The following is a 12553-nucleotide window of genomic DNA, read 5'->3' on the forward strand; positions in this document are numbered from 1 at the left end:
GCCATAATCATGCCTGCAAAGACGGAAACCATCACCACCGACGCGCTGGACCGCCGGATCATGAGCGCCCTCCAGTTCGACGGGCGCGCCTCGTTCCGGCGCATCGCCCAGGCGCTCGGCTCCTCGGAGCAGACGGTCGCCCGCCGATACCGGCGCCTGCGCGAGGCCGGTATCCTGCGCGTCGTCGTCCTCCCCGACCCGCGCGCGTCGCGCGAGAGCCTGTTCGTCCGCATCCGCACGGCCCCGGGCGCCGCGGAGCCTATCGGCAGCGCGCTCGCCCGCCGGCCCGATGTCTCGTGGGTCACGCTCGCCGCGGCCGGGACCGAGGTGATGTGCGCGCTGCGGGCCGACGACCCGCGCGACCGCGACGAGCTCGTCCTGAAGAACCTCCCGCGCCTGAGCCAGGTCACCGACGTCTCGACAGCCTCGCTGCTGCACGTCTTCGCCGAGACCGGCCTGCAAGAGTGGCAGGGCTTCGACGCGCGCCTGGACGCCCAGGAGATCGCCGCGCTCGGCGCCCGCTCGCGCCGCCACGTCCCCGTGCGCCGAACCGCTGACGAGCCCGGCCTCACCCCCGAAGACGACGCGCTCCTCGCCCCGCTCGCCGCCGACGGTCGCATCTCCTACGCGGCGCTGGCCGCCGCCACCGGGCGCAACGAGAGCGCGGTCGCCCGGCGGGTCGAGGCGCTCCTGGAGCGCGGGATGCTCTTCGTCGACGTCGAGGTCGCCTACGCCCTGATCGGGTTCCGCGCGGCCGCGACGCTCTGGCTCACCGTCGCCCCGGCCGACATCCACCGGGTCGGCAGCGAGATCGCCCTGCACCCGGAGGTCGGCTTCGTCGGCGCCGTGTCCGGCCCGGCCAGCCTCGTCGTCGCCGTCACCTGTCGCGACACCGCCGACCTGTACCGCTACATCACCGAGCGCCTGGCCCCGATCACCGCGATCCGCCAGCACGAGGTCACGGTCACCGTGCGCCACCTCAAGCAGGCGGGCACCGTGATGAACGGCGACCGCCTGCCGCGCCTCTCGCCCTCGGTCGCGCGTCCGGCGGGAGGGTGACGGCCCTGCCGGTCGCCTGACCTTGCGTGACTCAGCCGCTTCCGGCGTCCCACATGCCGAGGCGTCGTGCAGGTCCGAGCGGCGTTCCCACCGAACAGCGGGACGCTTGAACTGGTGGAGGAGAATCCCCGTCACCGGCGGCGAACCGGGCCGGAGGGAAGACAGCCCCGCAACCTCGCCCGGACCCTGATCCAGGACCTCCAGGCCCGAGCCGCCACCACCAGCCCCAGCGCGCCCACGACCGCCACTACGTCAAGAGGCACCGCTGACAACGGACACCCCCGATCTTCCCGGCCCGCACAAAGGCCGCGCGCGGCGCCTGGCGACCGCGCCCGCACTGAGATCATCTGCGGCCGGAGGCGAAGCATTACCCACCGGCAACGACCTCGCCACCACCTACGGCGTGCGCACCGCCGTGGCCTTCGGCGTGTGTCTGCTCTGCCGTTGGCTGCTGCCAGGGGGAGCGCACAACCGGACCTGTTCTCCGGCCTTGCGTATCCGCCCGGCGAGGACGGCGGCCGCGAGGGCGAGGTGGGTGGCCTGGCGACGGGTCCGGTGGGCGCTCCGGTGGCCGGTCAGGACGCAGGCGTCGCAGTGCCCGGGAAGCCCGGCGGCGCTGGGGGCGGGTGACGGTCTTCTGGTGAAGCGCCCCCGTCCCGGGGACCGCACTGGGGTGGCTCACCAGCTGGCCTCGGTGGTGGGGGTGGCTCACCAGCTGGCCTCGGCGGTGGGGGTGGTTCGGGCGATGGCCTCGACGTCGAGCCACGCGCAGACCGCCGGCCCGCGCCGGCGTCCGGGGGGCAGCCGGCCGCCTGGCGGCACCGACACTCGGACGGCGGCCGGCGCTCGCGGCGGCTCCGAGCAGGCCGGAACACCGGGGTCAACGGTGCTCGTAGGCGCCGAGGTCCGGCGGGGCGTCCCGGGGGAGGCGGTCGGCGTCGTCCGCGGGGGCGGCTTCGGCGAAGCCGGCGTCGATCGCGGGGCTGCCGGACGACAGGCGGAAGTCGGCGCCGCCCGGGTCGACGAAGCGTGGGTCCGGGGCCCCGCCGCCGCCCGCGCCGCCGCTCTCCGCCGCACCGCAGAACAGGTTGGCCGTGAGCCGGACCCGCACGGCGGAGGCCGGGACGTGCGCGGCCACTTCACCGGGGGCGGGGACCGCGACGGTGTTCGCCACGGTGATGTCGTGGGCCTGGATCAGGGCCAGTTCGAAGCGTAGTTCGGCGCTCCGGGCGTTGTGGTAGAGCGTGTTGTTGACGATGTCGACGTTGCCGCTGTCGAAGACGGCCACTCCGGCACCGCCGTTGCCGTAGCTGACGTTGTTCTCGATGAGGGTCCGGCCGGTGTAGGCCGCCTGGTACAGGGGGGCTCCCCGGAACGCCTGGTTCTCGGAGGAGTCGACGATGATGCCGTGGCCGTCGGTGATCTTGGTGAATCCGCTGACGGCACTGGGAACGGTGTTCTTGTTGTCGTGCACGACGTTGCCCTCGACGACCATCTTGATGGCCCCGGTGGCGCCGTCGGAGTTCCAACTGCCGTGCAAGGAGATGCCGCTGCCGCCGTAAGGGGAGTACCAGGCGTTGCGGGCGACGATGTTGTAGGAGACGGTGACGTAGTCGGCCAGATGGGCGGAGATGCCGTTCAGCGGGCAGTCGGTGACGGTATTGCCCCAGACCTGGACGTGGTGCGGCCGCCGGGGCGGGTCGGCGCTCTTCTGCTCGTCCACCGCGATGCAGTTGCCGTTGACGGCCGGGTCGCTCGTGTTGCCGTGCTCGGCCTCCTCGCGCTGGGCGGGCGTCATATCCGGGGAGTTGCCGCGGACGGTGAAGCCGGAGACCGTGACGTACGAGGCGTGCACGTGGATGCCCTGCCAGCCGGTGGCGAGCACCACCGGGCGGGTGCCCGGGTAGGCGGCGTAGGTGATCCAGTGCGACGGGGTCCCCGACGTGTCGATGTTCAGCACGTTGGGCTTCCCGGGGGCGCTGTACCGGCCGCCGTCGACGAGAACGGTGTCACCCGGCCTGGTCAGAGTGGCGGCCTGCTGCAGGGTGCGGACGGCCGTCGCGCGGGAGGTGCCGGCGGCCCGGTCGTCGCCGGTCGCCGAGACGTACAGGTAGCGGCCTCCCTGTGTCGGTGGCATCTGGGCGGACGTCCACGACGGCCCGCCACTGCCCGCCCCCACGCCCGCCGGCGACGGCGCCAACGGTGGTGCGGACGGGGAAACCGGGCTCGGAGGGGCTATGGAGGCGCTGGGTTCCGGCGAGCCGGTCACCCCCGGGGCGGTCGTCGGGGCTACGGGACGCGGAACGGTCGAGGGGGTGGTACGCGGGTGCCCGGAGGGGTGCGTCACCACGGCGGTGACGACGCCGACGGCCACGACCACCGCGACCGCGGCGAGAGCCGCGGACCTGCCCGACTCGACGCTCAGGAGGTGACGGAGGCCGCGCAGGCCGCCGCGCGGCAGGGCCGGCCCAGGGAACTGCGCCGCCGCCACGACGGCGGTGGCACCCGGCCCGCTCGTCAGGTGCACCGGCGGGACGAACAGCGGCAAGGCGGCCAGCAGCCGTTCCGGGGGCAGGAGATCGGCCGCGTGGGACCGGCACTGCCCGCAGTCGTCCACATGCCTGGTGAACCGCTTGCGCCACACCGAGGAACGCTCGCCGTCCCACGAGCGCACCATGCCGCCCAGCGTCGGACAGCCCCCGTCGCGGGCGGCCGCCTCGAGCGCCTCCTCGATCCGCCGTGCCGCGTCCACCCTGTTCCTGAGCCGTTGCATCCGGACGCGGGCGTGTCCGGCCGACACTCCCAGCGCCGGAGCGAGTTCGGCCCGCTCCAGCACCCCCGCCTGTACCAGCCACCACAGGTCGAGCAGTTCCCGGTCCCTGGCGTCCAGCCAGGTGGCCGCGCGGACGAACCGGCGGCGCTCGTCGCTCAGGTGGATGCCCTCGACGGCCTGCTCCTCGGAGGCCGCGACGGGCGGGGCGCAGCGGTCGGGGTCGAGTTCGGTGAATCGCCGGCGCTGCTCGCTCAGCCTGGTGCCGCGCCGACGGGTCTCCTGGATGGTTATCGACACGAGCCATGACCGGAACCGGTCGGGCTTGCGCAGTCCCGGCAGCCCGGCCACCGCGCGGATCATGGTCTCCTGCACGACGTCGTCGGCGTCGTCGGGGGCCAGTGCGCGGGCCGCCAGGTGGTACACCAGGGGCAGACAGGACCGCAGCAGGCGGTCGAGTGCGGCCTGGTCACCCTGCTGGGCGGCCAGGGCGAGCGCCGACGTGGTGGGGTCGTCGAGGGATTTCACGGCCATTGTCTCTCTGGGGTCCAGGCGTTTGCCGGTCGGTGCGGGGGGACGGGACATGCGGGGGTCCGGCAGCGAGGGCCTCACCCTACGGTCGCGCGAACGCCGGCCAGAGCGGGGGCCACCGTTCGCGCAGGACCCGGCCGGCCGGCGAGGAAGGCCACCTCCTGGCGCACTTCGGCCCAGGCGTTCTCGGTGCTCACCACCCAGCCGACCAGTGCCCGGCCGGCCGGAGTCAGCGCCACCGTCCTGGTAGTGCGCTGCAGCAGCCGAGCACCGAGCTCCTTCTCCAACCGGCGCACCCGCTGGGACAGAGCGGGCTGGGACAGTCGCAGCCGCGCTGCCGCCCGCGTGAAACTGAGCTCTTCGGCGACCGCCCGAAAGGCCGTCAGATCACCCCAGTCGAGCGCATGCTCGGAGCGTGGCGCGCTCAGGACGTGGCGTGCGGGCGCGGGACGCCGGGGGTTCGGTGCGGCCATCGTGTCTCCTCGCTTCGGGCCGGCCTGCGCCGGGCTTCGTCGGAGCAGACCCCGGGAGGGGGCGTGGGCGTAACACATTTTCGAGGCGGACACCGGATCGTTCTCGGGCGGGCGGGATCGGCCGCCCGGCCGCCCGACAGGACGACGGCGCCAGACCACAGACCCCGACGCGTCCGCCGCCGGCCGGGGTGAGGGACCAGGGCGCTGCACGGGCAACGGCGCCGGCCGGACCCCATACGGGCCGCGGGGCCGGCGCATCTCAGACGCGTACGACCGACCCCATTGATCGCAATTCGGTCTGAACAGACCGCCTCACTTTATGAACACACGGATATAAATGCTGTTCAGCACCGGCATCGCGACGCACCGAACCACCACAGAGCGCACGCCCATCGCCCGATCGGCGCCAACGCGGCCCAGGACGGCACTACGGTCGACGCATTCCTGGACGACCCGCGTCGCACGACCCGGACTCCCAAGGACCGGACACCGGCGTGATCCTCCCACCGCATCTGTAGCGAAAGGCGCTCCCCTCCCGTGAACCGAACCCGACTCATCGGCAGAGCCACATTCCTCGGCGTGCTCATCACGCCCCTGGGGCTGTACGTCACCGCCGGCCCCGCCGACGCAGCCACCGCCACGTACTACGTGAGCCCCTCAGGCTCGGACGACAACGCGGGCACCTCGCCCGGCTCCCCACTGAGGACACTGCAGAAGGCCGCCGACCGCACCCTCCCCGGCGACACCGTGTCAATCATGGGCGGCACATACGACGAAACGGCCGAAGGCCGCAGCCTGCTGCTCATCACCCGGTCCGGAACAGCCACGCAGCCGATCACCTACCAGGCATACCCCGGCAGCAAGCCGGTGCTACGCCCGGTCACCAGCTGGGACGCCATCAACGTCCTCGGAGCCTCGTACATCAAGGTCACCGGGCTGGAGATCGCCGGCAACGCACCCCGGCTCACCCTGGACGCGGCCGAGCACCACGCCCTGTCCGACGACGCCCGCTACAACACCAACTGCCTGACCGTCCGCCGGGACAAGCAGGACGGGCCGATACCGCACGACGTCGAGATCGCCGGGAACGACTTCCACGGCTGTCCCGGCGGCGGCATCAGCGCGATCGACGCGGACGGCGTGACCGTCCGCGACAACCGGGTGCACGACAACTCCTGGTACACCCACTACGCCACCAGCGGCATCTCCGTCCTGCGCGCGCTGGACGCCAGCCCCGGAGATCCGCAGACCTACAAGATCCGCATCACCGGCAACACCGTGTACGGCAACCAGACCAAGGTGAAATGGAGCCAGTGCGACTGCTATTCGGACGGCAACGGAATCATCATCGACACGAACAAGGAAAAACCGGCCGGGACCGGAGACGACTACCAGGGACGCACCCTGGTGGCCGACAACGTCGTGTTCGACAACGGCGGATCCGGCATCCACGCCTTCAAGTCCCAACACGTCGACATCGTCAACAACACGGCCTACCAGAATTCCGCCTCCCCGCACCTGAAGTACGCCAACATCTTCGGGGCCTACAGCCGTGACGTACGCATCCTCAACAACATCGCCGCAGCCCGCCCCGGCCTGCCCACCAACAGCAACTCCCAGAACCAGGACGTCACCTACGACTACAACCTCTACTCCGGCGGAACCGCCCCGCAGACGACCGGGCCACACGACCAGGTGGCCGACCCCAAGCTCCTGAACCCCACGACAGATCCGGCCACCGCCGACTTCCGGCCGCGCCCGGGATCACCCGCATTGGGCACCGGTACCCCATTCGCGGCCGTCCCCCGCGACATCACCGGAGCCACGCGCACGCCAGGGCAGGCCTACGACCGCGGCGCGTACGCGAGCACCGCCGCCGCCGGCGCCATCGCTGAAACACCTTCCGGATCGGCCTCCGGGCCCGCCCCAAAGGCTGCCGCCTCCACCACCACGACCCCTGCGGGCACCAACCGCGACGCCAGAGCCGTACCAGGCATCCCCTCCTCACCCACGCCCAACGCGGAAAGCCTGCTCGCCCAGACCGGCTTTACCCCGGCCCCCTTGATCGGAGCGGCCGCCACCCTCGCCGGAGGCATCGCCGTCCTCGTGATCTTCCGCCGCCGCCGGCCAGCCGCCAGCCACGGCCGCAGCCGCCGCTGAGCACAGCAGCCCCGCATTACGAACTGCCCCAACCTGGCGCAACACCCCCAGGCAGCCGCACCCACGCAAACCACAGGTAGAAAACCAAGCGCCCTCGCACCGACAGTCCACTCACAACGGTGAACACCCACGTCCCGCCGTCCAAAACGATCACCTCCACAACGACGCTGATCTCCGCAAACGGCGCACCGCGGCCGGCGGGAGCCACTCCAGCTTGCTGCGCTGCGCCGCGCGGAGCTGCGATCGAGGCCTGGCAGGCGGTCCGACCAGACCAGCCCGCCATTCTCGACCCGAAAACCAACGAGCGCGCGGACTTCCTGTTCGCCTTTCGCGCCCACCGGGTCTCCAAGCACTACATCAACGAGACGATCATCCCCATGCTCTGGAGAAAGCCGGCGCCCCACTTCCGACGTCCGCGGCAACATCACCAGTTGCCGGGCCCGGTCCACCATCGCCAGCCAGCCCTACAACGCCAAGGAACCCATGACCCTGTTCGAACTGCAGGATGGCTCGGCCACCGAACTCCCGAAGCCACCGCGCACTACGCGAAGATCACCCCGAACGCGCTGGCCAAGGCCTACAACGACGCCAGCTACTTCGCCCGCAAAGTCCGCACCGTCGAAGTCCTCGTCGACCGCGACGCCGTCGCTTCCGGCGCCGCCGCGAACGGCGACCCCTGGCAGTACTACGACCTTGGCCACGGCCGGTGCACCTACACCTTCTTCGAGCAGTGCCAGCACCGCACGGCCTGCGCACGCTGCGACTTCTACACCCCGAAAGCCTCCAGCAAGGGCCAGCTCCTGGAGGCCAAGGAGAACCTGCAGAAGATGCTCGCGGCCATCCCACTGACGGACGACGAACGCGCCGCCGTCGACGGACAAACCGCCCTCGACCAGCTGCTGGCGCGGCTCACCGACGTCCCCACCCCCCCCCGCTGGTCCCACTCCCCGGCAGATCAGCAGGCAACCCTGCTGCCGGTCATCGAGATCAACCGGAGACCGACCGGGCAGCAGTGTTCAGCCGCTCAGCCCGTGTCGGACGTAATCCGGGTGGGCCGCACCGACCTCAATGCGATTCTCGTCCAGGCCATTGATAATCCGCAGGCAGCCACTGTCGAAGACGAACTCCACTGCCACGGTTCCTGCCGCCAGATCACGGTCTGCTGGCCGCCACTCAAGCAGCGCGACCTCTCGCAGTTCCTGACCGACGAACGGCTCCAGTCGCTCATCACTGTGAGACCACTGCGGCGTGAGCTCGGACCACTCCCACCCGGTGATGGTCACCATGGTGTCGATCGTGTCCCAGCCGATCGAGAGGAGGTCGAGCTGCGAGTGACAAACCTCCACCTGGATGCCGTCGAAGTCCAGCACCACCGGGCAGTCGGCAAACCAGTCCCCGTCTTCGGCGAACCGCACCAGTGCGAGCCCCGTCAGACGCCTACCAGCGAGCGTCGCCAGACGTGATCCGTGCGCCTGCCGAATCGCGTCGACCCCGATCAGGAAGGACGGCTCGAAACCAGAGATCCCCATGTTCACAGCACATGAGTCTCCCGGCCTTTGACCCTAGCGGCCAGCACATATCGACCAGGCGGTTCTTCGACGCCACTTGACAGGTCGGATTCCACAGAAGGGGCGGGTAGTCGTGCGGGAGGTAGCGCCAGAGGATGCCGGTGCGGTCGACGTAGAGGATCGCGTCCGGCAGATCCCGCAACTCGTGCTCGGGTGGCCGGCCGAACGCGAGGGCGCGTGCGGTGCGGGCCTGGCGCCAGGTGGTCAGGGTGAGCTCGACCAGGGCCCAGCGGGCGTCGGACAAGTCACTCGGATACGGTCGACGATCAGTCATGATGACGGCATACTGCGGGATTGTCGTTCTGCCCAGAGGCCGCGGCGGTGGCAGGACGGTGTGTCCCAGCCCGGCTTCCTGGGATGAGACAGGAGGAAGTTCGCAGTTCAGGCGGTGTTCCATGTGCAGGCGACACTCATACATACCACGGTCCCATCAGTCCCTGCAGACACGTCACCGAGCGAACCGCAAAATACCGCAAAACACTACCTCTAAGGGCGAAACGCTCAGTCAGACCGTATTTGAGATCTCAGCACCGGAAACCTGGTTGCCCTGTGGTAAATGATGAGGGGGTGATCACCAAGGAAGGTGCGGTCGAGCTCGTTGCGTCGCTGCTGGCCAGGGAACGGCTGACGTGGGCGTGGATAGGAGACCGCGAACTTGCCGTCTGCCACGTGCAGAGCACGCGGTCGGCTGGCTCGTCTTCTGGAACACCGCGGAGTACGCCCGCAGCCGCGATCTGAACGACAACCTCGTCGGCAGCGGCCCCTACCTGGTGGACCGGCAGGACGGGAGCATCCATCACATCCCCGCCACCACGTGGGTGGCGGAGGACTGGGAGGATCTCTACCTCCGACAGATCAAGGGCATCAGACAGCCGGATCCACTGGCCTCGTCGGTCGGCGCACTCGTAGAGTCCACTGGGGTCGTGGCTGCGATGAGACACCTGCGAAAGCATGCCCCGCGTTTGCGTCCGCAGGAGGCAAGAGCCTACGTCACGGCCGTTCGGGACGGAGCCGAACCGTCGGACGAGCTGGCGAGCCTTACGCAGTCCGTTGAGCCACGAGAAGGTGCGCTCCACAGCCCACCGCTTGGACTGGACCTGGAAGCCGCGCTGGTCGGGGTCCTTGCGGACGATCTCCAGGTCGCGGCCGAGGATCTGAGCAGCCCACTCGACCAGGCGGCCGGCGAAGCCGCGGAGCTGAACCTGTCGGCGGAATCCGCCGCCCGGGCCCGGCTCCTCGACTCCCGCACCACCTACACCCCCGACGGCCTCGACATCACCGAGCCCCTCGGCCCGCTCTACCGCGCCTCGCTCTCCGAGCCCGTCACCGGACAGACCAACCCCGTCCAGGTCACGGTGGAAGGCGAGAGCCCGCCGCAGCTCGGCTCCACCGCCACCCTCGCCGTCCAGCAGGGCGACACCTCCTTGGTCGGGGCCGGCGGCTGGTCGGGCGGCTCGCCCATCATGCTGCTCGGCACGTTCACGACAGCCGCGGCTGGGCCCCCGAGGGATTCGAGGAGCGGCAGGTGTTCAACGCCTCGACCAGCCTTCCGAAGCTACTGGAAGTCGACTACGGAATCGCTAGCGGTGCGAGTGCGGGCGACGTGGCCGACACGGAGAAGGTAGCTGCGGCCAAACTGGAACCCGGACAGGACTGGACCAGGAAAGGCGTCATGACAGCCGAGCAGATTAACCAGCAATTCCACTGCAACAGCCCGGCCACCTGACCTCAGGAAGGCTACGTAGCCCCGGCTCTTGGCCCTTCTCGGGAGGGGCCAAGAGAGCCGATGCCACGAAGCTTAAGTTGATCCTGACGTGGTGGACGGGGCTGTCCTGATTGTCGCGAACTTCAGGCTCGGTGGCCCCGCATGGCGGGTGCCTGCATCCGAAGTCCTCTTCACCCGCCAGGAGTTGTGGCGGGCCCGCTTGACGACGCGCGGGTAGGAGCGGTGACGGCGCGGGTAGGAGCGGTGACGGCGCGCCGGGTTGCAGTTGCGGCGCGCTGCGAGCGCGGTGAGGACATCCGCCCCCGCCGCACCGCCATGTGACCGCACTCGCAGAGCACCGCGATCTTCACCGTCTGACCGGTCACCCCGACTCCCTCCGTCCAGCTCACACCCTCGGATCCCCACACCGCGGAACCCAGCGTGACTGCCTTCGAGCACGGGCGCCGTGCCGACTGAACCAGCGGACCTGGGCTCCGGCCTCCCGGGCGAGGTCGTCCGCCCCGACGCGCTGACCCAAGCCAGGGACGCCGACTCAGAGCGCGCCGGTCCACCGGACGGGCAGGTAGGTGGCCCGGTCCGGGACGAATTCGACCTGGACCTGACCGAAGTCGGCGGGCTGCAGCGCGAAGGTGCGATTGCCGACCACCTGCTGACCGGGCTTCAGGGTGCCGTCGATCGACATGTGGCTCCCGGGCCCCTCGTAGAGGTCCTCGGCATCGCCGTGCGGGCCCTTCAGGTAAAGCATGCCCGGGTGGATGGTGCGCGGCTCGGCCGTGGTGTTTACCACCGTGACCACCACCCGCACCGCCTGCACGCCCGACTCGGTGGGAAGGACGTTCAGTCGCGGAGCCCTGGTCTCCGGCTTGGCCACGGTGATCTTCAGGCCGTCCGCGGTGGTGTAAGTCTGACCGAAGGTCAGCTGACGGGCCTTCTCGTCGGCCGCCCGGCGCTGCTGCTCCGCCCGGTCCGCCTGGACGGACCGGTATACCGACACTCCCATGAAGGTGCCGACTCCGCTCGAGACCAGCAGCGCGAGCACCCCGAGGATCACCCCGGCCATCGCTGCGCCCCGGTTGTTCGCCGCACCCCGGCGGCACAGCCGCAGCCCGAGCACCCCCAGCACCACCGCGACCAGGGCGAGCAGCCAGGCGAACCAGAACAGGACCAGCGTGAGTGCCAGCACCATGCCGACGATGCCGAGCACCATCGCCGCAACGCCCAGCCCGTTCCGCGGCACAGGACCGGGCCCCGGGTACGGCGGCCAGAGGGCGGGGGCGGGCGCCGGGTTCGGCGCAGCCGGTGCCGGGGCGTGCCAGGGGTCGGTGGACTCCGGTGGCGGGGCTTGGGTGGTCACGTGCGGTCCTTCGAGTGATCCGTGATCGGAGGGACGAACGTATCAGTCACATCATCAGCACATCTCCACCGCGTCGCCCCTGCCGCACCGGGCACACCCCTGACCCACGTGGCCGCCGGCCCGCTGCGCGGAACCATGGCCGTGACGGTGCGGACGGCCGGGGAGGGTGACGGTCTGCACGCATCTGACCTGGGAATCCGTCACCCATGCCACCCTCTGCTCAGCAGCAGGTGACAGTAGTTGCGGGCACGCGGGGTTTTACAGCGGGGGCGGGCCGGGCCCGGCAACAAGTGCCGCCCCTGGCGCACAGGCTGGTAAGCCTCCGTACACGGTGGCAACTGGTGCCCTCTCGTTCGTCCCGCCCTGCGGGCATGTTGATCTTGGGTAGTCGTGGAGGGTACCTGGTCACGCCCGATGACCTTGACGAGAGCCGGCACTGCTACGACTGCCGCACCGACGACTGCGAGTACCACGACTACCGCGCTGACCTCAGCCGGTCGAACCCTGGCCCACACCTCGGGGCGCAAACCGTCCACCCGCAAGAGGGCCGACGCACTGGTCGCCAAGGTGATCGCAGCCGCCGCAAGGCCGTCAAGACCGACCCCGACTCAACACTCTGGTGGGTAAAGTCGATCCGCGCGGTCGGCCCGTACGCCGAACCCGGCCACGAGCCGCTGCTGCACATCGACCTCGCCGTGGACCTGCGCCCCCGACTGGCCGACGCGAGCGAGCAGCGCAACGCCGAACAGCGGCTGTGCGACGCCGCCCGCGACCGCGGGGAACGCGAGCGGGTGTGGGACATGACCGGCTACGGCCACTGGCACACCAGAATCGCGCTCGCTGGCGCAGGGTGTGTCCAGCCAACGGCTCTGTCCCGTATTCGGTGGTAACGAAGGGTGACGGTCGTCGTTG

At 70.2% G+C, this 12553-nt stretch carries 7 protein-coding genes and 2 pseudogenes; 5 read left to right on the plus strand and 4 right to left on the minus strand.

Annotated features, from left to right (window positions below):
• Positions 1–9: 9 nt before the first annotated feature.
• Positions 10–1059 (plus strand): Lrp/AsnC family transcriptional regulator, encoded by a 1050-nt coding sequence (locus J2S46_RS00500; RefSeq protein ID WP_191294483.1) that lies wholly within the window; start codon positions 10–12, stop codon positions 1057–1059.
• An 880-nt stretch (positions 1060–1939) separates the two neighbouring features.
• On the opposite strand, the gene J2S46_RS00505 is transcribed toward J2S46_RS00500, so the two are convergent.
• Both J2S46_RS00505 and J2S46_RS40745 read right to left on the minus strand, forming a co-directional pair.
• A complete protein-coding gene (locus J2S46_RS00505; RefSeq protein ID WP_191294484.1) occupies positions 1940–4357 on the minus strand; it encodes a sigma-70 family RNA polymerase sigma factor in 2418 nt (805 codons plus the stop codon).
• Positions 4358–4574: 217 nt separating this feature from the next.
• Positions 4575–4746 (minus strand): annotated as a pseudogene (locus J2S46_RS40745) (LysR family transcriptional regulator); the annotation flags it as partial.
• A gap of 666 nt (positions 4747–5412) precedes the next feature.
• Here J2S46_RS40745 and J2S46_RS00515 point away from each other — a divergent pair.
• Positions 5413–6993, plus strand: coding sequence for a right-handed parallel beta-helix repeat-containing protein (locus J2S46_RS00515; RefSeq protein ID WP_191294486.1), 1581 nt, complete (start codon positions 5413–5415; stop codon positions 6991–6993).
• A 119-nt stretch (positions 6994–7112) separates the two neighbouring features.
• Positions 7113–8456: a hypothetical protein gene (locus tag J2S46_RS00520; protein WP_229913396.1), complete on the plus strand. Its 1344-nt coding sequence runs from the start codon at positions 7113–7115 to the stop codon at positions 8454–8456.
• A gap of 169 nt (positions 8457–8625) precedes the next feature.
• Here the strand turns inward: J2S46_RS00520 and J2S46_RS00525 are convergent.
• A pseudogene (locus tag J2S46_RS00525) lies at positions 8626–8835 on the minus strand (transposase); the annotation flags it as partial.
• Between the two features lie 355 nt (positions 8836–9190).
• Here J2S46_RS00525 and J2S46_RS00530 point away from each other — a divergent pair.
• On the plus strand, positions 9191–10186 hold the full coding sequence (locus tag J2S46_RS00530; protein WP_229913397.1) for a YrhB domain-containing protein: 996 nt from the start codon (positions 9191–9193) through the stop codon (positions 10184–10186).
• Positions 10187–10819: 633 nt separating this feature from the next.
• Here J2S46_RS00530 and J2S46_RS00535 read toward each other — a convergent pair.
• Positions 10820–11641: a DUF4190 domain-containing protein gene (locus J2S46_RS00535; RefSeq protein ID WP_191294487.1), complete on the minus strand. Its 822-nt coding sequence runs from the start codon at positions 11639–11641 to the stop codon at positions 10820–10822.
• 371 nt (positions 11642–12012) lie between these two features.
• Between J2S46_RS00535 and J2S46_RS00540 the strand changes: the two genes are divergently transcribed.
• On the plus strand, positions 12013–12531 hold the full coding sequence (locus J2S46_RS00540) for a hypothetical protein (protein WP_191294488.1): 519 nt from the start codon (positions 12013–12015) through the stop codon (positions 12529–12531).
• Positions 12532–12553 lie beyond the last annotated feature (22 nt).

Origin of the sequence: Kitasatospora herbaricolor (assembly GCF_030813695.1) — a bacterium.
GTDB lineage: Bacteria > Actinomycetota > Actinomycetes > Streptomycetales > Streptomycetaceae > Kitasatospora > Kitasatospora herbaricolor.